Source organism: Streptomyces sp. NPDC041814 (assembly GCF_055590565.1).
Genome location: NZ_JBVJAM010000015.1, coordinates 149120 through 170160 on the forward strand (window position 1 = coordinate 149120; position 21041 = coordinate 170160).

A 21041-nucleotide genomic window follows, 5' to 3' on the forward strand; every position below is an offset into this window, starting at 1 on the left:
GCGGCGAGGGCGGACCGAGGCCCTACGCCGAGTCCCGCACCACCAGGGACGGCTCGAAGATCACGGACGTCGCGGCGCCCTCCGGCTTGCCCAGCCGCTCGATCAGCAGCCGGGCCATCTCGGCGGCCATCGCCTCGACCGGCTGGCGGACCGTGGTCAGCGGCGGGCGGCAGGCCAGGGCCGCGCTGCTGTCGTCGAAGCCGATCACCGCGACGTCCTCCGGGACCCGCCTGCCGTGCTCCCGCAGGACGTGGCAGGCGCCCGTGGCCATCAGGTCGTTGGCCGCGAACACCCCGTCCAGGTCCGGGTGTTCGGCGAGCAGCCGCTCCATCGCGGTCTCGCCGCTCTCCTGCGTGAAACGGCCCTCGGCGATGGCGATGTAGGGGTGCCCGTTCTGCGCCATCGCGTCCCGGAAACCGGCCAGCCGCTCCTGCACCGCCGGTACGTCGAGCGGTCCGGTGATGGTCGCGATCCGGCGGCACCCCCGGGCCAGCAGATGCTCGGCGGCCAGCCGCGCGCCGTCCTGATGGGCGACGTCGACATAGCTGATCCGGGCCGCCCGAGCCGGGCGCGCGTAGAGCACGGCGGGCAGCCCCGCGTCCGTCAGCATGCCCGGCAGCGGGTCCTCCGCGTGCGTCGAGACCACCAGCGCGCCGTCCGCGCTGCCCTGGCGCAGGAACGCCACCACGTCCTCCCGCGCCCGCGACGTCTCGGCGAACATCAGGACCGGGTGCATCCCGCGCGGGCGCAGGTAGTTGACCACCCCGGTCACCACCCGGCCGAAGAACGGGTCGGCGAAGACCTGACCGGTGAACGAGGCCCCCTCGCCCCCGTCCGCCCCGTCCGCCGGCGCGTCCTCCTCCGCCTCCGGCTCGACGCCCGCGCCGGACACCACCAGCGCGATGGCGTCGGTGCGCCGGGTCACCAGCGAGCGCGCCGCGCGGTTGGGCGTGTAGCCGGTGGAGGCGACCGCGCGGCGCACCGCCTCCTGGATCACCGGGTCGACATTCCGTACGCCGTTGATCACCCGGGAGACGGTGGCGCGGGAAACACCGGCCGCCCTCGCCACGTCCTCAAGGGTGGGTGTTCCGGCCGGTCGCAGATCATCCGTCATGAGCGCATTTATAGCATCAGCGGAGAGCGCTCTCCATCGCGCTCCGAACCGTTACCGGATCCTTTCCCGGCCGAGTCCGCACCCGGCCGAGCCGCGATCCGCGCGGTGAGCGGCAGATCGCCCGCCGAACGGCCCCCGAGCAGCGTGAACGCACCCGCCTCCGTCTCCCAGCCGCGCCCTCCGGACGACCAGTGGGCCAGCGCCCGCCCGTCCACCCGGACCACCGCGACGGCGCTCTGTCCGGGCTCCGCCCCGACCGCCGCGTAACCGATGAGCTTGCGCACCGGCCGCTCGACGGCGGAAACGCCCCGGGCCAGGTAGACCTGCACCACCTCCCGCCCGCGCCGCAGCCCGGTGTTCCGCACCCGCACCCGTACGTCGAACGGCTCCCCGGCCCGCACCTCCCGCGGGGCCGTCAGCTCCTCGTACTCCCAGCCGGTGTACCCGAGCCCGTGGCCGAACCAGTAGGCCGGAGCGGCCCCCGACCGCAGCCAGGCCCGGTGACCGATGTGCGGGCCCTCCGCGTAGTGCAGCCGCCCGTCCCCGTCGGGCGCGGTGCCGAGCACCGGTACGTCGTCCTGGGCGGCGGCCCAGGTGGTCGGCAGCCGGCCGCCGGGCTCGGTGTGCCCGAACAGCACGTCGGCGAGCCCGTCCCCGGCTTCCTGGCCCGGGAACCAGGCGAGCAGCAGCGCGGGCACCCGCTCGTGCCAGGGCAGGGCGACCGGGCCGCCCGCGTTGACCACCACGACGGTGCGCGGGTTGGCCCGCACCACCGCCCGGACCAGCACGTCCTGGCCCTCCGGCAGGTCCAGGTCCTCCCGGTCGTGGCCCTCGGACTCGCTCTGCTCCGTCGTGCCCACGACCACCACCGCCACGTCGGCCGCGCGTGCGGCGGCGACCGCATCGGCGAGCGCGACGTCCGCGGCACCGGCGGGCGGGGCGGCGGCGAGGACCGTCGCGACCCCGGTTTCCGGTGCGAGCGAGCGGAGCGCGACCACCTCGACCTCGCGGCCCGCCGTCAGTTCCACGCGGGCCGTGTGCAGGGGCGGGGCGACGTGCACCCGGGTCGGGTCGTCGCTGTCCAGCGGGAAGGTGCCGTTCAGCACCTCCTGGCCGTCGACGGTGAGCGAGATGTCGCCCCAGCCGCCGACCGCCCAGGTCCACGGGCCGCTCTCCTCCGGACGGAACAGGGCCCTGATCTCCACCCGGGCGGCGCCCTCGGCCCGGGCCGACGGCTCCACGATCCGCCCGGACAGCCGGTGCTCCGCGTGGAGTTCGGCGCCCCCCGCGTCGAGCAGCCGCACCAGCACCCCGGGTTCACCGTCGCGCGGATCGCGTGCCCGGGCGCGCCCGAGCGGTTCGGGCCGGCCGGACGGGGGAAGGCCCGGCCGGTACGTCACCGCCGCCGCCCCGTCGAGCGCCCGCTCGATCCCGGCCAGCGGGGTCACCACGTGCTCGGGGAACACCTCCGCGCTGCCGCCGCCCTGGATGCGGTACGGCGGTCGCGTGCGGCCCGATGACCGCGACGGACTTCAGCGTCGCCGCGTCGAGCGGCAGCAGCCCGCCCTCGTTGCGCAACAGCACCGCACCGGCGGAGACGGCACGGCGCAACAGGGCGCGCCCGGCCTCCGGAGCCGTCGCGGCCCTGCGCGCCGGGCGGTCCCGGCCCAGCGCGCCCACCCGGCGGGCCAGCCGCAGCAGCCTGCGTACCTTGTCGTCCACGGCTTCGGCGGGGACCAGGCCCGCTTCGAGCGCGGCGAGCAGACCGGCGGCCCAGGGGCCGTCCGGCCCCGGCATCGCCAGGTCCTGGCCGGAGCACGCGGCGTCGAGAAGGGTCCGCACGCCTCCCCAGTCGGAGACCACGAGCCCGTCGAAGCCCCAGCCCTCCTTGAGGGGATGCTCCAGGAGGGGTGAGGCGGACATGGTGACGCCGTCGACCTTGTTGTACGCGGACATGACCGCCCAGACCCCGGCCGCGACGGCTTCCTCGAACGGGGCGAGATACACCTCGTGCAGGGTGCGTTCATCCATGCGGACGTCGACGGTCAGCCGGTCCGTCTCCGCGTCGTTGCCGACGAAGTGCTTCGCGGTGGCGGCCACGCCGCCCGACTGGATGCCCCGGATCAGCGCCGCGCCGGTGCGGCCGGTGAGCAGCGGGTCCTCGGAGAAGCACTCGAAGTGCCGGCCGCCCAGCGGGGAACGGTGCAGATTGAGGGTGGGGGCCAGGAGTACGTCGACGCCCTTGCGTCTCGCCTCCGAGGCGAGCAGGGCGCCGAGGTCCGTCAGCAGCCGCTCGTCCCAGGAGGCGGCGAGCGCGGTGGGGGAGGGGAGGACGAGCGAGGTCTCGCGTTCGTCCCAGGTCTCGCCCCGGACGCCGGCCGGGCCGTCCGAGAGGGTGAGCGCGCGCAGCCCGGCGGCCGGTTCGGCGTACGTGCGCCAGGTGCTGGCACCGGTGAGCAGACGAACCTTCTGTGCCGCGTCCAGCTTGCCGAGCAGCGGTTCGGTCTCTTCGTCCGTCATGGCGGCCATGCTCCTTCGTGCACCGCGCTCCCACGGATATCGGAGAGCGCTCTCCCGGCTGTCGCGCCCAGCGTCCCCGCTCGCCGCCGACCGTGTCAATGGGGGCCCGGAGCGGGCCTGTTCGGGCCCGTGTCGGTCCGGCCGGAGACCGTCGGCAAGCGGGGGGCACCCGCCTCGGGCCGGCGATGCGCCTCTCCGACGCGGGGCGCACCCGCCCCGGTGTCGTGGTGCGCGTGCACATCGGAGCCGCCCGGGCCGGTGCCCCTTTCCGGACCTGGAGGAGAGGTCCGACGCGGGCTGGAAGGACGTCGCGCTGACCGCCGACCGGGACACGTGTGGCTGGGCCGCGAGCCGCCGGCCGAATCGAAGCGGAAGGTCCGGCTCAGGTTCGCCGGAACCGGGGACCTCGACGGCGAGGACCGCCTGCTCACGCTCACGGCCCGGGTCAACGGCAAGGCCGTCGGCGCCTCGGAGCGCTCCCCGGGCACCGGATCGCCGCCGACCTTCGCCCTCCGCCGACCGCCCGGCGCCCCGGCGGACGGGGATGGCCGAAACTGACCGTGGTCTTGTCATCACCCGTTGTTTGCACATAAGTTGACCGCTTGCGACGTGTCCTACAGCCAGTGGGGGAGCCAAGTCATGGCCGCGAACGGACGGCACCGCAGATACCAGCCGAGCCGCATCAACAGGGCTTCGCTCACCGTCACGGCAGGAGGCGCCGGCCTCGCCCTCCCGCTCCTCACCGCCGCTTCGGCGGGAGCCGCGTCGACGGACGTCTGGGAGAAGGTCGCCGCCTGCGAGTCGACCGGCAACTGGCACATCAACAGCGGCAACGGCTACTTCGGCGGCCTCCAGTTCACCCGCTCGACCTGGGCGGCGTACGGCGGCACGGTCTACGCGGCGCGCGCCGACCTCGCGACCAGGGACCAGCAGATCGCCATCGCGGAGAAGGTCCTGGAGGGGCAGGGACCCGGCGCCTGGCCGGTCTGCTCCGGGAAGGCGGGCCTGGCCCGGGGCGGCGCCACGCCCGACGTCAGCCCGCAGAGCGAGCGCAGGGCGAGCGTCGCGACGCCGAAGAAGCCGGACAACGCGTCGTTGTCGTCCCGGCCCGCGCAGACCAAGAAGGCCACGCCCCCGGCCACGCCGACCACGGTGCCGGGCAAGCGCGAGTCGTACACGGTGACCCCCGGCGACTCGCTCTCCGGGATCGCGGACGACCAGCACCTCCAGGGCGGCTGGCAGCGGCTCTACGCGGCGAACCGCGCGGTCGTCGGCGACGACCCGGACCTCATCTTCCCCGGCCAGCGCCTGACCCTGGCCGGAACGCCTGGGGCGGCCACGAAGACCGCGCCGAGGACGGCGACGAAGGCCGCACCGAAGACCGCCTCCCAGGCGAGCCCGAAGACGACGCCGAAGCCCGCGCGGAAGGCCGAGCCGAAGCGGAAGCAGCAGGCCGAGCCGCAGCCGAAGAAGACCGAGACCCACAGGACCCAGCCGCAGAAGACCCAGCCGCAGAAGACCCGGACGCACAAGACCGAGCAGGCGCAGAAGCACAGCGGGCTCACCGCCCCTGTCGTGGCCCGCACCGGCACCCCGTACCACCAGGCCGGTTCCTGGTCCAGCGGCTACCACACGGGCGTCGACTTCCCGGTCCCCACCGGTACCTCCGTCAAGGCGATGGCGGCCGGTACCGTCGTCTCGGCGGGCTGGGCGGGGCCGTACGGCTACCAGGTCGTCATCCGGCACGGTGACGGCAAGTACAGCCAGTACGCGCATCTCTCGTCGCTGCTCGTGCGCGGCGGGCAGCACGTCGGCGGCGGCCAGCGGATCGCCCGCTCCGGCGCCACCGGCAACGTCACGGGGCCGCACCTGCACTTCGAGGTCCGTACCGGCCCCGACTACGGCTCGGACATCGACCCGCTGGCCTACCTCAGGGCCGGCGGCGTCAAGGTCTGAACGCCGCTTTCACCGGCCTCCCCGGCGCCCCTGCGCGCGGCGCCCGGGGGAGGGCCGAACTCCACCCGGCCGGCCAGGCCTTCCAGTGGCATCCGCGCGGGCAGCGCCGGACGGGGCTTCCGAGGACCCGCCGCCCCGGGACCGGTCGCGGCGGCCGGAACCGGATCCACCGTGCGGGGCGGGGCGCCCGCCGGGACCGGTGGTCCGGCGGGCCCGGCGAAATCCCCGGCCTCCTCACCCACTGCCGAGGGCCCGCCCGGGGCGGGGACGGTGGCCGGCCCGGAGTCCCTGGCATCCCTCGGCGCATTCGCCCCCAGCCGCTCCGCGGTCATCCGTTCCGTGGTCAGCATGATGAGCCCGCCGGCCGCGACCGCTCCGCACACCAGGGCCAGCACGGTGCCCGTGACCCCGTGCCGGAACTGCTCGCCGAACAGCGTGATCCCCACCGCCGCGGCCACCACCGGGTTCACGACGGTCACCGTGGCCAGCGGGGCCGTCAGACCCGCGCCCCGGTAGGCCGCCTGGGAGAGCAGCAGCCCGGAGCCCGCCAGCGCCGCGATCACCAGCAGGGGCAGCAGCCCGGACTTCACGGCGCCCGCCGTCCACTCCATGGCCACGGTCTTCGTGTACACCGACGCGATGCCGAATGCGACGCCCGCCGCCCCGGCCAGCGCCACACTCCGCATCACCGGCCGGCGCATCGCCCGCGAGACCAGCACCAGCGCGGCCACCGCGCCGAAGGTCACCATGGCCAGCATCAGCTGCTCCGGGGCCCCCAGGCCGTGCGCGTCGGAGCTGCCGGTCAGCGCGAGCAGCCCGGCCAGGCCCACCGTCGCCATGACCGCGCCGCGCCAGGCCGTGGCGCCGGCCCTGCGGCGCACGAACAGCGCGGCCATCGGCAGCGCGAAGACGATCGTGAGCGCCCCCAGCGGCTGTACGAGACTCAGCGGGCCGTACGCCAGCGCCACGACGTGCAGGACGGCACCCAGCCCGTTGAGCGTGACGGCCCCCCACCAGACCCGGTTGCGCAGCGGTGCGAGTGAGCGGCCGTCGGAGGCCGTGGCCACGCGCTCCTGGACGATCGCCCCGGCCGCGTAGGCGACCGCGGAGACCAGTGACAGGAGCACGGACAACGCAAGGGAACTCATGTACACCACGATCCCCTTTTGCAGCCGCCGCGTCGTCGTCCCTGAGGCGGCGATCCGGCGTACTGCTTTGGTAGTACGGCAGTGGTCCGGGTGTCCTCCTCTTGACGGTAGTCCTCCCGGCGGCGGACGTCAGAAGGATCTTGCCGGGCGACGGCCTCCACGGGACCGACACGCGAAGTATCCGTCCGACCCCTTGACGCGGTCACGGCGGAATCCAAGAATGATCGCGCTCTGACAACGTTGTCCTAAGGAGTCTCACCATGCATCGGACCCCACGACCGGGACTGCGCGGCCCGGCGGCCGTACTCGCCGCCGCCGCGCTCCTGGGCGGTGTCCTCCTCCCCGGGGCCACGGCCGAGGCCGCACCCCGGAGCGACGGCCGGCTGACCGATCTGGTCAACCCGTTCATCGGCACCCAGAACGAGGGCAACACCTACCCCGGCGCCTCCGTGCCCTTCGGCATGGTGCAGCTCTCGCCGGACACCGGCCACAACACCGGTTACGACTACGGCGAGAACCACATCCGCGGCTTCTCCTCCGTCCATCTCTCCGGCGTCGGCTGCGGCCTCGGAGGCGACCTGCCGACGCTGCCCACCACCGGCGACGTCACCGAGACCGACTACGCGAAGTACGCGGCGGAGTTCAGCCACGACGACGAGAAGGCGAGCCCCGGCTACTACAAGGTCGGGCTCAAGACCGGCATCGAGGCCGAGCTGACGGCCACGAGGCGCACCGGAGTCCAGCGCTACACCTTCCCCGCGACGGACAAGGCCAACGTCCTGCTCAACGCGGGCCAGTCGCTGCACCGGACGCTCTCGTCCGACGTGGAGATCCTGGACAACCGCACCGTGCGGACCGCCATCACCGGCAGCGGCTTCTGCCAGGACACCAAGCCGTACACCGTCTACACGATCACCCGCTTCGACCGCCCCTTCACCACCTCCGGCACCTGGAACGGCGGCACCGTCAGCGGCGCGAAGAAGTCCACGGCGACCGACGCCCGCAACGGTGCCTGGCTGCGGTTCGACACCACCGAGGACCGCACCGTCGAGGCCACCACGGCCCTCAGCTACGTCGACGCCAAGGGTGCCGCGCTCAACCTCCGCGCCGAGGGCGGCCACACCTTCGACCACGTCCTGCGCGCCGCCGAACACACCTGGGAGGACCGCCTCGAAGGCGTGAAGGCCCAGGGCGGCAGCGACGAACTGCGCCGCACCTTCTACTCCTCCCTCTACCGGTCCTTCCTCGCGCCCAACGTGGGCAGCGACGTGGACGGCCGCTACACCGGCTGGGACCAGAAGAAGCACAAGGCCGAAGGCTTCACGTACTACCAGAACTGGTCGCTCTGGGACACCTACCGCACCCAGGCCCAGCTGCTCTCGCTGCTCGCCCCGCGCGAATCCCGCGACATGGCGATTTCCGTCCTGCGCATCGACGCGGAGAGCGGCTGGCTGCCCAAGTGGGGCTACGGCACGGTCGAGACCAACATCATGACCGGCGACCCGGTCACCCCCTTCCTCACCAACGCCTACCAGCAGGGCCTGCTGAAGGGGTACGAGGAGGAGGCGTACCGCGCCCTGAAGAAGAACGCGGACGGGGTGCCGCCCACCGACTCCGCGCCCGTGGGCCGCGAGGCCAATGTCCCGTACCTGAAGGACGGCTTCGCCCCGTACATCAAGGGCCGGCCGCACGCGAAGCCCGGTGACTCCGACTTCGACCACGGCGCCTCCGCGACCCTGGAGTACGCCCTCGCCGACGGCATGCTCGCCGAGATGGCCCGCGACCTCGGCCACCGGGCCGACGCGGCACGCTACGAGGCCCGCGCCCAGAACTACCGCAAGATCTTCGACCCCTCGACCGGCTTCTTCCGCGCCCGCGACGCCGCCGGCGCGTTCACCGGCCCCGCCGACCCGGCGGAGAGCGAGGGCTTCCACGAGGGCACCTCCTGGCAGTACCAGTGGATGGTCCCGCAGGACATCCCCGGAATGGTCGACCTGATCGGCGGGAAGGACGCCGCCAACCAGCGGCTCGACTCGTTCTTCGCGTACGACAAGCTCGTCGCCGACCCGGCGAAGACCGCCCGCGAGGTGTGGGTGAACGGCCCGTACGCGTACTACAACGCCGACAAGTACAACCCGCAGAACGAGCCCGACCTCATCGCCCCGTACACCTACCTCTCCACCGGCCAGCCGTGGAAGACGACCGATGTGGTCCACGCGGCCCTGACGCTCTTCACCAACGGCCCGACCGGCATGACCGGCAACGACGACCTCGGCACGATGTCCGCCTGGATGGTGCTCTCGTCCATCGGCGTCTTCCCGGTGCAGCCGGGCACCGACACCTGGGGCCTGTCCACGCCCGCGTTCGAACGCGTCGACATCAAGCTCGACCGGCGCTACTACCCGCGCGGCGCGCTGACCGTCAGCGCCCCCGGCACCTCGGACGCCGACCGCTACATCCAGTCCGCCCGGCTCGACGGCGCGCAGCAGTCGCGTACGTACCTGACCACGGACGACATCCGCTCGGCCCGCTCGCTCTCCTTCTCGGTGGGCGACGAGCCGTCGGCGTGGGGCACCTCGCCCGAGGACGCCCCGCCCGCCCTGAACTGACCTGCGGCCCGCACGGCCGAGCGCCCTTCTCCCCCGTCGGCGGGGGAGAAGGGCGCTCGGTGTTTGCCTCTTCGCTAGGCGGGAAGCGGCGGGTCGATCGCCTCGGCGACGCTCGGGAAGACCGGGACCGCGCTGTCCAGGCCCAGGACGGAGATCAGTCGCTCCATGAAGACCGAGGGTGCGGCGAGCCGCAGCCGGGGACCGAGCGCCGTCTGTCCCTGCAGCAGCACGTTCACCGTCGTGGAGTCGGCGAAGCTCACGTCCGAGAGGTCGACGACGACCGGCCCGGCACCATCCCGCGACGCGTTCTCCAGCGCGGTGCCGAGCGGCGCCACGTTGTCGATGTCGAGGTCACCGGTTACCGCGAGCACCAACGCCCCACGTTCGTGCCGTGGGACGATCTGCATGGCGCGGCCGGCGCTGGACGGTGGAAGCACGTTCACCTCGTGTTGCACTGGACGGCGGGGGGTAACGCCGCGATCGGACGGGCAGTTCGATTCTGCTCCGTCCCTGCTCGCGGCGGGAATGCTCAACGATAAAAGTAACAGTTGCCATTTGACAACATTCTTCGTGGGGCAACAATCTGTACCGAACGATCAACGTGAGCGCCCGTCCGAGCGGCGCCTTCGGAACGCGGAAGCAGGGGCGTGCATGAAGCTAGGCGCTGTCCGCGACATCGTCGCGAAGCCGGGCGGTGGCACTCCGCTCACCGGTGAGCCGCTGCGATGCCGCCGAGCGGAAGGCGGTGAGCCCCACGGCCAGAGCCGCCACCTCGGAAGGCTGCATCCGCTCCAGCACGGCGGTCAGCTCCCGCGTGCGGATCGCCCGGTACTCCTCCAGCAGCTCCCGGCCCTGAAGGGTCAGCCGGAGCTCGACCTCCCGGCGGCTCGTCGGGCTCGGGTCGCGCTGGACCAGGCCCATGGCCTCCATCCGGTCGCACAGCCGGCTCACCGACGGGGCCCGCGAGCCGAGCACGTCCCCGAGGGAGCGCAGATTGCTCCCCTCCTGCTGCTCGATGACGAGGAGCGCGCGAAGCTGGGAGGGGGAGACAAGTCCCCGGGCGGCGGCTTCCTGGCCACGCCCCCACAACACCTCCAGAAGTTCGGACGCGGCGCAGACGTCCTCGGACACCTGTTCAGGGCGGTGAGGGAGTCCGGTGCGGTGGGGCATTCTTCCACTCTGTCACCCGTAGCGTGCTCCTGTCAGCCTGGCTCCGCCCCCGCCGGCCACCGAAGAATGGGCGAAAGAGCGTGAATGCCCCCACGGATATCGAACGAGCGCTACGCGCGGCGCCGCCGTATGCCCTGGTGAAGACGGTGCGCGAGATGCTCGCGACGTCGTACGGGGCCCTCTCGGTGCAGCTCCTCCTGGCGGATTACGGAATGACGGTGCTCAACCCGGTCGACGCGGGCGACGGTCCCGGCCAGCCGCTCTCCCTGAACAACAGTCCGCAGGGCCGGGCCTTCGGCAGCCAGCGACCCCACCAGGGCCGCACCGGCTCCGACGACGCGGCCGACCACCACTTCCCCGTCACCGTCCGGGGCGAACGCCTCGGCATCCTCACCGTCCGGCTCCCCTCCGCGCGCGCCACCCCGCAGGTCACGGACGACCTCACCCACGTCGCCGACCTGCTCGGCCACGAGATCGTCGTCGCCGAACGGGACACCGACCACTACCAGCGGGTCCGGCGCACCACACGCCTCACCCTCGCCGCCGAGATGCAATGGCAGCTGCTCCCGGCCAGGTCGTTCGTGGCCGCCGAGTACGCCATAGGCGCCCAGCTCGAACCCGCCTACGCCATCCACGGCGACAACTTCGACTGGGCGGCCGAGGGCGACCAGCTCAGCATCGCCGTGACCAACGGCATGGGCGAGGGCATCCGCGCCTCCCTCCTCACCAACCTCGCGGTCAACGCGCTGCGCAACGCCAGAAGGGCCGGGATCGGCATCGCGGACCAGGCGGCCCTGGCCGACCAGGCCATCTACGAGCAGCACCGCGGCGCCGCCCACGTCTCGACCCTGCTGCTCCGCTTCGACCTGGCGACGGGCTCGGTCGAGGCGGTGGACGCGGGCTCCCCGCAGCTGTGGCGCCTGCGCGGCCGCACGGTCAACAGGGTGGCGCTGGACGCCCAGCTCCCGCTGGGGATGTTCGAGGAGTCGCAGTACGCCGTCCAGCACCTCCAGGTGCGCCCCGGGGACCGGCTCCTGCTCGTCAGCGACGGGGTGTACGACGCGGTCTCACCGGCCGCCGAGAAGTTCGCGGAGCGAGGTCTCGCCCGGGCGGTCCTCGCCACCCGGCTGCTGTCGGCGGCGGCCGTGCCCGGCGCGGTCCTGCGGGAACTGGCCGAGTACCGGGCGTCGGACACGCTCGATGACGCCCTGGTCATGTGCATCGACTGGTTCGGCCGGCCGGACGCCCGGAGCTGAGCCCGGGGGGCTGGGGCGCTGCCGGTCAAGGGCTTCCCGGCTCAGCTGCTCAGCGTGAACTCGGCCCGGATGCGCTTGCCCACCGGCACCCGCTCGGCCGTGACGCGGTCGCACAGGGCCACCACGATCTCCATGCCGTGGCCGCCCAGGCGGCTCGGGTCGGGGGCGTAGAAAACGGGCAGCGCGCTGCTGCTGTCGTACACCGTGATGCTGATCCGCTCCGCCGTGCCCTCCAGCTCCAGCAGATACGGACCGTGGCTGTAGCGCTCCGCGTTGGTGACCAGCTCGCTCACGGCGAGCATCAGGTCGTTACGGGTGTGCGTGCCGAGCACGGCCATCCACTCGGACACCAGCCGGCCGAGAAAGCGGTCCGCCAGTGCCCGCGCCTGGGAAATGCACCCCGGCTCGCCGTCGAACACTTCGGCGCTGTGCAATGCCTCCGTGGGCGGACAGCTCCGGGGGGAGTCGTCCGGCCGGGAGATCGCCTGTTCGTTCATGTGCTCCAGCCAGGGCGCAGCGGGGAGGTCGCAGACCTCTGTCTTGTGATCGTGTACCCGCGCCGGGAGATCCCACTCCCATGCGTCGCCGGCGAATATTACGCGCGGCCGGGAAGCCGCACCACGGTGACGAAGAAGTCATCGATCTGCCGGACGGCCGCGATGAACTGGTCCAGGTCGACCGGCTTGGTGACGTAGGCGTTGGCGTGCAGCTTGTAGCTTCGCAGGATGTCCTCCTCGGCGGAGGACGTCGTGAGCACGACGACGGGGATCAGCGCGAGCTCCGGGTCCTGCTTGATCTGCTCCAGTACCTGGCGGCCGTCGTACTTCGGCAGGTTCAGGTCGAGCAGGATCAGATCGGGCCGGGGCGCGTCGGTGTGGGCGCCCCGCCGGTACAGGAAGTCGAGCGCCTCCTCGCCGTCCCGGACCACATGGAGCGTGTTGCGGATCTTGTTGTCCTCGAACGCCTCACGGGTCATCAGCTCGTCGCCCGGGTCGTCCTCGACCAGAAGGACCTCGATGGGCTCTACAGGGGTGTTCACGTGGTCTCTCCGGAGATCTCCGCAGGGGATGCGGTGTCGTGGGTTTCGGCGGGTTCCGGGTCGGCGGGCAGCGAGAAGTGGATCCGCGCCCCCTCACGGGACTCGGCATCCAGCCAGATCCTGCCCCCGTGGAACTCGATGATCTTGCGGCACAGGGCGAGGCCGATGCCGGTTCCGTCGTACTCGTCACGGGCGTGCAGGCGCTGGAAGATGACGAAGACCTTCTCCGCGAACTCCGGCGCGATGCCGATCCCGTTGTCGGCGACCGTGAAGTGCCAGTCGTCGCCCTCCCGCTCGCACCCGACCGTGATCACGCACGGCTCGTCGGCGCGGCGGAACTTCACGGCGTTCCCGATCAGGTTCTGCCAGATCATCGCGAGCGTCGTGGGGTCGCCGGTGACCGAGGGGAGCGGGTTCTCGCGGACGACCGTGGTCCCCGACTCCTCGATCACCAACGCCAGGTTGGCCAGGGCCCGGTCCAGGGACCGGTCGAGCTCGACGGGCGTCCAGCTGTCGTGGACCCGGCCGACCCGGGAGAACGTCAGCAGGTCGTTGATGAGCACCTGCATGCGCTTGGCGCCGTCTACCGCGAAGTCGATGTACTGCTTGCCGCGGCCGTCGAGCTCGTTCCCGTACCGCTTGTCCAGCAGCTGGCAGAACGAGGCGACCTTCCGCAGCGGCTCCTGGAGGTCGTGCGAGGCGACGTACGCGAACTGCTCCAGCTCCGAGTTGGACCTGCGCAGCTCCACGGTCTGCTGCGCCAGCATGTCCTCACGCTCCTGCGCGGCGTCCAGCTCGGCCACCAGCCTGCCGCGCATGTCCTCGACCGCCGCGGCCACCGCCCGTACGTCGGAGGGCCCGCGCACCTCGATCCGCTGACGGCGGAAGCTGCCGGAGAGGACCCGCCGGGACGCCTCGGCGAGCGCGTTCAGCGGCCGCCCGACCGTGCGCTGGAGGAGCACGCTGAGGGCGATCACGCAGAGCGCGAACACGATCAGCAGGGCGGCCAGCACCTGGTCGCGGGTGTGGCGGGCGTCCTCCAGCTCGCCGCGCGCCCGGTCCCGGGCGGCGTCGAGATGCGCCTGCTGGGTCCCGTACAGCTGCCGCAGCTTGTCGAAGGCGGCCTTGCTCTCGGCGGTCCTGGCGGACGAGCGCGTCCCGGGGCCGTCCCGCCGGACATCGGCGATCAGCGGGTCGGCGTGCACCCGGCGCCACTCCGCGGCGGCGGCGGCGATCCGGTCCAGGTCGCGGCTGTACGGCTGCTCGCCGCCCATCGCGGAGCGCACCCGGGCCAGCCGGTCCTTCTCCTCCTTCTTGCCGGCGGCGAACGGCTCCAGGAACGAGTCGTCACCGGTCAGCGCGTAGCCCCGTACCCCCGTCTCCTGGTTCAGCAGCGCGTTCTGGAGCTGGAAGGAGGCGGCGCGGGCGGGCTGGATGCGGTCCACCAGCTCGGTGGTCCGGTCCGAGATGCCGGCCAGGACCAGGCCGCCCGCGACCACGCAGCCGCAGACGACGAGGACGAAGGCGCCCAGGATCAGATGGACCCAGTTCTGCACGGACAGCCGCGCCCACCTGCCGGGCCGCTGGACGACGGGGTCCGGTATCTCACTGCTCATGCGGGGTGCCTCTCCAACCGAGGTGCAGGACGGCGACGTCGTCGGCGAGGCCCCCGTGCGGAGCCGCCGCCTCCGAGGCGCCCGCCACGAGTGCGTCCACGAACGGCCGGGCGGGGAGCCGGGCCAGGTCCCGGGCCATGTCGAGCAGCCCTTCCTCGCCCAGCCGGCTGTGCGGTCCGGTGCGCCCCTCGAAGAGGCCGTCGGTGAACAGGACGAGTGCGGCGCCCGGCGCGAGTTCCACATCGGTGACCGACCACTGGCCGTGCCCGGGCAGCAGCCCGAGCGCCATCCCGCCCTCCGGCTCCACCCAGTCGACCTCCGTGCCGTGCCGGAGCAGCAGCCCGGGGTGGCCGGCCCGCATGACGCGGACGCGGTCGCGGCCGGGCGGGAAGGCAAGTGAGGTGACGGTCGCGAAGACATGGGGGTCGGAGCGCTCGGCGACCAGGATCGACTCCAGGAGCCCGAGCTGTTCCAGCGGGTCGGTGCCGCACAGGACGGCGGTGCGCCAGGCGACCCGCAGGCACACCCCGAGCGCCGCCTCAGCCGCGCCGTGCCCCGACACATCACCGATGACCGCCCACACCGTGCCGTCCGGCGTCTGGACCACGTCGTAGAAGTCACCGCTGAGCAGTCCGTGGGCCCGGCCCGGCTCGTAGCGGGCGACGGCCTGGAAGCTGTCGTCGTTCAGCAGGGGGACGGGCAGCAGGCCGCGTTCCAGGCGCGCGTTCTCCTGCGCCATGAGCTGGTTGGCGCGCAGCGCGGACGCGGCCCGCTCGACCTGCTTGCGCTGGAGGGCGTACCGGATCGCGCGCGCGAGGGCCTGCGGATCGAGCAGCCCCTTCATCAGGTAGTCCTGCGCGCCCGTCGCGACGGCGGCGAGGCCCGCGTCGGACTCGGCCAGCCCGGTGAGCACCACGATCGCGGCGTCGGGGGACGTCTCCACGATCTGGGTGACGGCCCGCAGCCCGTGCACGTCGGGCAGGTGCAGGTCGAGCAGGACGCAGACGGGGGCGGGGTGCGACCGCAGGAAGGCCAGCGCCTCGGACAGGGTCTTGCACCAGGTCAGCGTCGGGTCCAGCTCGCCGTCGGCGAGCATCTCCTCGACGAGCAGCGCGTCACCCGCGTCGTCCTCGACCAGCAGAATGGTGCCGCCGACGTCCCACACGGAGTCGCGATCGTCCGCCTCGGACGCTGCCTGGACCGGGAAGGCCCCTGGCGCGGGAGGTCGGGCCGTGGCGCCCAGGCGCATCTCAGCCACGTCTTCACTCTCTCCTTGCACCGGGCGGGCCGCCCGCCGGTTCTGCGCAGCATATGTGAACGACGCCCGGCGATCTGCCGCCGGGCGTCGTTCACAGCGTCTTAGGCCACACTCCGTCGGTGTGTGACCGATTCGAGAGGGTCAGGCCTCCACGGACATCCCCGCCCGCAGTCGCTTGACGATACGGGCCAGGAGCCGGGACACGTGCATCTGCGAGACTCCGAGCTCCGCCCCGATCTGCGCCTGCGTCATCTCCTCGCCGAACCGCATCTGGACGATCCGGCGCTCGCGCTCGTCCAGCTGCTCCAGCAGGGGAGCCAGCGTGTGCAGGTTCTCGACGGTCTCCATGCCGGGGTCGGCCTCACCGATCACGTCGGCCAGCGACCGCTGTTCGTTGCCGGAGTCCGTCTCGGCGGAGGGGGTGTCGATCGAACCCGCCGAGTAGCCGTTGGCCGCGACCAGGCCCTCGATGATCTCCTCCTCGGAGAGATCGAGGTGGGCGGCCAGCTCGGCGACGGTCGGATCGCGGTCCAGCCGGCCCGACAGCGTCTCCTTCGCCTTCGCGAGGTCGACCCGCAGCTCCTGGAGGCGGCGCGGCACGTGCACCGCCCAGGTGGTGTCCCGGAAGAAGCGCTTGATCTCGCCGACGATATAGGGGACGGCGAATGTGGCGAACTCCACCTCGCGCGAGAGGTCGAAGCGGTCGATGGCCTTGATCAGGCCGATGGTGCCGACCTGGATGATGTCCTCGGTGTCGTCACCGCCACGGTTCCGGAAGCGCGAGGCGGCGTACCGCACCAGCGAGAGATTCATCTCGATGAGGGTGTTGCGCGCGTACTGGTACTCGTGCGTGCCCTCCTCCAGCGTCTGCAGCTGGTCCAGGAACATCTTGGAGAGGGCCCGGGCGTCCTTGGGGGCGACCTTTCCGGTGTCCTCGATCCACGGCAGCTCCGCAGTCCCCGCACCGAGGGGTGCGCCGTCCTGTGTGGTGAGCGTGCACGCGTCGCCGAGGACTCCGTCGGTCTGCTCCGTCGTGGTCGCCATGATGTGTGGCCCCTCCTGCTGGTCGCCAAGTGCTTCGCACACCGCCTGCCCCGGATCCGCGATGCCATGCGCAGTCGGTGCGAATCTTTTTCCGCGCTCCTTCCGTCCGGCCGCGCTCACCCGATCGGAGCAGCGTGCGGACCATGGCAAACTTGACCGAGCCCCACGCCCCCGGTGAGGCCGGCGGCACGAGCACAGAGGAACGGCGATGACGGTGACAGAGGACGGCCCCGAGATCGTGGCCGGTACCGAGACATTCGGTCCCGGTATCGACCCCGAGCGGCTCGCCGTCTGCCTGAGCGTGCTGGACGAACTCGACACGATCGAGGTCGACCACCCGGACGCCATCGCGGTGCGCCGGGCCACCGCCGGGATCTACCGGACCGTGAAGCAGCGCCGGCGCCAGGAGCGCCGGGCCGCCAAGACCGCGCACGACAAGGCGGTGACCGAGGCCACCGCCACCGGCTCGGCGGAGCGCATCGACGACGAGACCCAGGGGGTCCTGCCGTCCTCGTCCGCCACGAGCGAGATCGCCGGCATCCTCCAGCGGCCCCGGTCCTGCTACGTGTGCAAGACGCGGTACGTCGAGGTCGACGCGTTCTACCACCAGCTCTGCCAGGACTGCGCACGGGAGAACCGTGCCCGCCGCGACGCGCGCACCGACCTGACGGGCCGCCGGGCACTGCTCACCGGCGGCCGCGCCAAGATCGGCATGTACATCGCGCTGCGGCTGCTCCGCGACGGGGCGCACACCACGATCACCACGCGCTTCCCCAACGACGCGATCCGCCGCTTCAAGGCGATGGAGGACAGCGACGACTGGATCCACCGCCTGAAGATCGTCGGTATCGACCTGCGCGACCCGGCCCAGGTCGTCGCGCTCGCCGATTCGGTGGCGGCCGAGGGCCCGCTCGACATCCTGATCAACAACGCGGCGCAGACGGTCCGCCGCTCCCCGCAGGCGTACAGCGAACTGCTGTCCGCCGAGTCCGCCCCGCTGCCCGCCGGTGAACTGCCCGCCGCGGAGGTCATCGGCACCTTCGGCAGCGGAAGCGTCGACCGGGTCGCCGCCCTGCCCGCGGCGCGCAAGGAGGCGTTGAGCGCCCAGGAGGTCACGGACCTGGCCCTGGTCAGCGGTTCGGCGTCGCCGGCCCGGATCGCCGCCGGCACCGCGATCGACGCGGGCGGTCTCGTCCCGGACCTGCACGACACCAACAGCTGGATCCAGACAGTCGACGAGGTCGAGCCGATCGAGCTGCTGGAAGTCCAGCTCTGCAACTCGACCGCGCCGTTCATCCTGATCAGCCGGCTCCGCCCGGCCATGGCGGCGACCGCGGCGAAGCACTCCTACGTGGTCAACGTCTCCGCGATGGAGGGCGTCTTCGGGCGCGGCTACAAGGGCGCGGGCCATCCGCACACCAACATGGCCAAGGCCGCGCTGAACATGCTGACCCGCACCAGCGCCCAGGAGATGTTCGAGAAGGACGGCATCCTGATGACCGCCGTCGACACCGGCTGGATCACCGACGAGCGCCCGCACCCGGACAAGATGAGGCTGGCGGAGGAGGGCTTCCACGCCCCGCTCGACCTGGTCGACGGCGCCGCCCGGGTCTACGACCCCATCGTGCGCGGCGAGGCCGGAGAGGCGCTGTACGGCTGCTTCCTGAAGGACTACGCCCCCGCCAACTGGTAGGGGAGCGGGGGCGGTCGCCCCGGAATGCGGAGACCCGGCTGGGATGATTTCCTGGCCGGGTCTTTTCCGTCCGCGGTGGCTGAAAGTGACCTATGGCACACGTTCCATCGAGCGCGGGTGCGCTCATTTGGTTACTCTGGTGTGAACGGACGTCATCGAGGAGTCCACGAACCCTCCTCGACCGTCCTGGGACAGGCTTGTCAACCAAGTCGCCGTCCCGCCCCGTACCCGGCGCCACCGCGACCGAACTGTTCCTGCCCCTGCCCCGCATGGGCGGCTGATTCCCGGCAATGAGAACCGGAGCGTCGGCGACGCCCGGGGCTACGCGACACGAAGGAGTGCGCGGTGACGACACCGGAATTGACGAAGCACGAGGAGCGCCCGGCCGAACGGCACGGAAAGCCGGCGCGCGGCAGCGACAAGCTCCAGAACATCGAGGTCTGGGCCAGGTCCGCGCCGATCCGCCTGGCCGGCTACGAGGACGACCTCGCCGAGCCGCACATCCTGCCCGGCATCGACTGACCCCCTCGGACAAGCGCTGTGGCCCGCCCCCCGCCGGGGCGGGCCACAGCGCTTTCCGCCGTCTCTCAGAACACCGCGCGTGCCACGGCGGCCCCGGCGAAGGAGAGCCCCAGCCCGGCGCCGACGGTGAGCAGCAGATAGCCCGCAGCCAGAGCGAGCCGGCGGGCCGAGCTGAGGGTGAGCAGTTCGTACGAGAACGTCGACCACGTCGACAGGGCCCCGCAGAAGCCGGTGGCCAGCAGCAGATTCAGCCGCGTGCCCAGATCGCCGTCGGTCGCCGCCTCCGCGAAGAAACCGAGGAGCAGCGCCGCGCCCGCGTTGGCCGCGAAGGTGCCCCACGGGAAGACGCTGTGCAGGCGGAACTTCGCGTCCACGCCGAGCAGATAGCGGACCGGCGCCCCCACCAGGCCGCCGGCCAGCACGAGCAGCCAGTCCGTCATGAGGCATCGCCCCGCCTGCCGTAGGACCGGCCGAAGGCGAAGTGCGCCGCGAACGCCCCCGCCGTCACGGCGGCCAGCGCCGCCACCACGGTCAGCACCAGGCAGCCGGTCGCGTAACCGGGCTGATGGTTCTCGAACAGCTGTCGCACGTTGTCCGTGTAGTGCGAGAACGTCGTGAAGCCGCCGAGCACGCCGGTGCCGAGCAGTGGACTGATCAGCCGGGGAGCCCCGGGAAAGCGCAGCTTCAGGGTGACCATCAGGATCCCCATCAGGAAACAGCCCACCGCGTTGATCAGCAGGATCGTCCAGGGGAAGGCGAAGGTCCCGGTGGGCCACAGGCGTTCGGCCGCGTACCGGGCGCAGGCTCCGGCGGCCCCGCCGACCGCGACGGCCACCACGACCGGGAGCTGTACGCCCGGATGGTGATCGGGGTGACTGTGCCTGTGCAACCGCATGTTCTGGGCCATCCCGCGAACGTACGGACGACGGCCGGGCGCCGGGGGGCGGAGCGACGGCGTGCCTCCGGGGTGTACCCGAGTGGGCTACCGGCACCACTCCCAGCGCGAAGAACCCAACTTCGTATGACTTCATGGCATATGACGATGTCCACGTGCGTCCGTCGCGCCCTGGACCCTGCCTGCCCACGAGACGCCGGAGCACGCCTTGTCCCTCGCCGAGCCGGATTCAGTCAGGAGGCTGGAGAGCCGCCAGCCGTCCGCGTACCTCCTGGCGTCACTGCGTGGTGTCGGGCAGGTCGACTTCCAGGCCAGTCTGTACACCGGCGCCGCGATCCTCGCCGGCCTGTGGGTGGCGGGCTGGCAGACCGGTCTGTTCGCGACGATCGGGACCCTGATCGCCACGGCCGCCGCCTATGTGCTGGCCGTCGACCGGGGGAGCATCGCGCTCGGCATGCAGGGGTTCGCGGGCTGCCTCACCGGCATCGCCCTCGTCTCCTCGCTGGGCAACCACCCGGCCACCTATGTGCTGACCGTCGTGGGCGCCGTCCTCTGCGTCATCCTGATGGCGACCCTGACCACGTTCCTCACGCCGTACAACCTCTCACCCATGACCGCGCCCTTCTGCCTGGTCTCCGGTGTGATGGTGGTCGGCGCCCCCTCCTTCGACCGGATCTGGCACGGCGCCCCCGCGGCCGTCTCCAGCACGACCAGCGGCGACACCGGGATCACCTGGAACGATCTCTGGCACGCCTTCTTCAACAACGTCTCGCAGGTCTTCCTGGTCGAGAGCTGGTACGTGGGGCTGATCATGCTCGTCGGCCTCGCCCTGGCCGGACTGCGCGTGGTGCTCTACGCGGCCGTCGGCAGCATCGCCGGAATCGTCGCGGCCTGGCTGCTCGGCGCGCCGACCGACCTGATCGCCAACGGCATCTACGGCTACAACGCGGTGCTCGTCGCCATCGGCCTCGGGGCCGTCTTCATGGCCAACACGGCCTGGACCGCGGCCTACGCGATCTTCGGCGCGATGGTCAGCACCGGCCTCACCGCCACTCTCACCTCCTTCTTCAAACCGTTCGGCGGCCACACCTTCACGTGGCCGTTCATCCTCACCACCTGGACGCTGCTGGCGGCCGTCCCCCTGCTGCCCCGCCTGCGCCGCAGCTGACCGGACCCGAGCCCAGCAGCCCCCCACCGCACC

General features: G+C 72.0%; 18 protein-coding genes and 1 pseudogene. 7 read left to right on the forward strand and 12 right to left on the reverse strand.

Annotated features, from left to right (window positions below; translation table 11 throughout):
- Nucleotides 1–22: 22 nt before the first annotated feature.
- Nucleotides 23–1114, reverse strand: coding sequence for a LacI family DNA-binding transcriptional regulator (locus tag ACZ6C6_RS30720; RefSeq protein WP_469207495.1), 1092 nt, complete (start codon nucleotides 1112–1114; stop codon nucleotides 23–25).
- Nucleotides 1115–1122: 8 nt separating this feature from the next.
- Nucleotides 1123–3643, reverse strand: a pseudogene (locus ACZ6C6_RS30725) (glycoside hydrolase family 3 C-terminal domain-containing protein).
- 324 nt (nucleotides 3644–3967) lie between these two features.
- On the opposite strand from ACZ6C6_RS30725, the gene ACZ6C6_RS30730 reads away from it, so the two are divergent.
- Together ACZ6C6_RS30730 and ACZ6C6_RS30735 are read left to right on the forward strand one after the other, a co-directional pair.
- Nucleotides 3968–4192 carry a hypothetical protein gene (locus tag ACZ6C6_RS30730; protein WP_469207497.1) on the forward strand — a complete coding sequence of 75 codons (225 nt, stop codon included), beginning with the start codon at nucleotides 3968–3970 and terminating at the stop codon, nucleotides 4190–4192.
- Nucleotides 4193–4273: 81 nt separating this feature from the next.
- A complete protein-coding gene (locus ACZ6C6_RS30735; RefSeq protein ID WP_469207499.1) occupies nucleotides 4274–5590 on the forward strand; it encodes a transglycosylase family protein in 1317 nt (438 codons plus the stop codon).
- Here the strand turns inward: ACZ6C6_RS30735 and ACZ6C6_RS30740 are convergent.
- Nucleotides 5560–6747: a DMT family transporter gene (locus ACZ6C6_RS30740; RefSeq protein WP_469207501.1), complete on the reverse strand. Its 1188-nt coding sequence runs from the start codon at nucleotides 6745–6747 to the stop codon at nucleotides 5560–5562. The genes ACZ6C6_RS30735 and ACZ6C6_RS30740 overlap by 31 nt on opposite strands.
- 251 nt (nucleotides 6748–6998) lie before the next feature.
- On the opposite strand from ACZ6C6_RS30740, the gene ACZ6C6_RS30745 reads away from it, so the two are divergent.
- Nucleotides 6999–9347, forward strand: coding sequence for a GH92 family glycosyl hydrolase (locus ACZ6C6_RS30745; RefSeq protein ID WP_469207503.1), 2349 nt, complete (start codon nucleotides 6999–7001; stop codon nucleotides 9345–9347).
- 74 nt (nucleotides 9348–9421) lie between these two features.
- On the opposite strand, the gene ACZ6C6_RS30750 is transcribed toward ACZ6C6_RS30745, so the two are convergent.
- Nucleotides 9422–9754, reverse strand: coding sequence for an STAS domain-containing protein (locus ACZ6C6_RS30750; RefSeq protein WP_469207618.1), 333 nt, complete (start codon nucleotides 9752–9754; stop codon nucleotides 9422–9424).
- A gap of 250 nt (nucleotides 9755–10004) precedes the next feature.
- Nucleotides 10005–10517: a MarR family winged helix-turn-helix transcriptional regulator gene (locus ACZ6C6_RS30755; RefSeq protein WP_469207505.1), complete on the reverse strand. Its 513-nt coding sequence runs from the start codon at nucleotides 10515–10517 to the stop codon at nucleotides 10005–10007.
- An 80-nt stretch (nucleotides 10518–10597) separates the two neighbouring features.
- Here ACZ6C6_RS30755 and ACZ6C6_RS30760 point away from each other — a divergent pair, with 80 nt between their 5' ends.
- Nucleotides 10598–11773, forward strand: a complete 1176-nt coding sequence (locus tag ACZ6C6_RS30760; RefSeq protein ID WP_469207507.1) for a PP2C family protein-serine/threonine phosphatase — start codon at nucleotides 10598–10600, stop codon at nucleotides 11771–11773.
- Nucleotides 11774–11814: 41 nt separating this feature from the next.
- Here ACZ6C6_RS30760 and ACZ6C6_RS30765 read toward each other — a convergent pair whose 3' ends face one another.
- The 5 genes from ACZ6C6_RS30765 to ACZ6C6_RS30785 all read right to left on the reverse strand — a co-directional run bounded on the left by ACZ6C6_RS30765 (nucleotide 11815) and on the right by ACZ6C6_RS30785 (nucleotide 16730).
- Complete coding sequence (locus ACZ6C6_RS30765; RefSeq protein WP_330314730.1) at nucleotides 11815–12270, reverse strand: ATP-binding protein; 456 nt, start codon at nucleotides 12268–12270, stop codon at nucleotides 11815–11817.
- A gap of 98 nt (nucleotides 12271–12368) precedes the next feature.
- The gene (locus ACZ6C6_RS30770) at nucleotides 12369–12812 is read right to left on the reverse strand and encodes a response regulator (protein WP_469207509.1); all 444 of its coding nucleotides are present in this window, start codon (nucleotides 12810–12812) and stop codon (nucleotides 12369–12371) included.
- Nucleotides 12809–14428 carry a sensor histidine kinase gene (locus ACZ6C6_RS30775; RefSeq protein ID WP_469207511.1) on the reverse strand — a complete coding sequence of 540 codons (1620 nt, stop codon included), beginning with the start codon at nucleotides 14426–14428 and terminating at the stop codon, nucleotides 12809–12811. The genes ACZ6C6_RS30770 and ACZ6C6_RS30775 overlap by 4 nt, the downstream gene beginning before the upstream one ends.
- Nucleotides 14418–15677: a PP2C family protein-serine/threonine phosphatase gene (locus ACZ6C6_RS30780; RefSeq protein ID WP_469207620.1), complete on the reverse strand. Its 1260-nt coding sequence runs from the start codon at nucleotides 15675–15677 to the stop codon at nucleotides 14418–14420. The genes ACZ6C6_RS30775 and ACZ6C6_RS30780 overlap by 11 nt, the downstream gene beginning before the upstream one ends.
- Nucleotides 15678–15827: 150 nt before the next feature.
- A complete protein-coding gene (locus ACZ6C6_RS30785; protein WP_469207513.1) occupies nucleotides 15828–16730 on the reverse strand; it encodes an RNA polymerase sigma factor SigF in 903 nt (300 codons plus the stop codon).
- Nucleotides 16731–16938: 208 nt separating this feature from the next.
- Between ACZ6C6_RS30785 and ACZ6C6_RS30790 the strand changes: the two genes are divergently transcribed.
- Together ACZ6C6_RS30790 and ACZ6C6_RS30795 are read left to right on the forward strand one after the other, a co-directional pair.
- A complete protein-coding gene (locus tag ACZ6C6_RS30790; protein WP_469207515.1) occupies nucleotides 16939–18423 on the forward strand; it encodes an SDR family NAD(P)-dependent oxidoreductase in 1485 nt (494 codons plus the stop codon).
- A gap of 345 nt (nucleotides 18424–18768) precedes the next feature.
- A complete protein-coding gene (locus tag ACZ6C6_RS30795; protein WP_469207517.1) occupies nucleotides 18769–18945 on the forward strand; it encodes a hypothetical protein in 177 nt (58 codons plus the stop codon).
- A 65-nt stretch (nucleotides 18946–19010) separates the two neighbouring features.
- Here ACZ6C6_RS30795 and ACZ6C6_RS30800 read toward each other — a convergent pair whose 3' ends face one another.
- Together ACZ6C6_RS30800 and ACZ6C6_RS30805 are read right to left on the reverse strand one after the other, a co-directional pair.
- Complete coding sequence (locus tag ACZ6C6_RS30800; RefSeq protein WP_469207519.1) at nucleotides 19011–19385, reverse strand: fluoride efflux transporter FluC; 375 nt, start codon at nucleotides 19383–19385, stop codon at nucleotides 19011–19013.
- Nucleotides 19382–19852 (reverse strand): fluoride efflux transporter FluC, encoded by a 471-nt coding sequence (locus ACZ6C6_RS30805; RefSeq protein ID WP_469207521.1) that lies wholly within the window; start codon nucleotides 19850–19852, stop codon nucleotides 19382–19384. Before ACZ6C6_RS30805 ends, ACZ6C6_RS30800 begins: the two co-directional genes overlap by 4 nt.
- Before the next feature lie 196 nt (nucleotides 19853–20048).
- Here ACZ6C6_RS30805 and ACZ6C6_RS30810 point away from each other — a divergent pair, with 196 nt between their 5' ends.
- Nucleotides 20049–21008, forward strand: a complete 960-nt coding sequence (locus ACZ6C6_RS30810) for an urea transporter (protein WP_469207523.1) — start codon at nucleotides 20049–20051, stop codon at nucleotides 21006–21008.
- Nucleotides 21009–21041 lie beyond the last annotated feature (33 nt).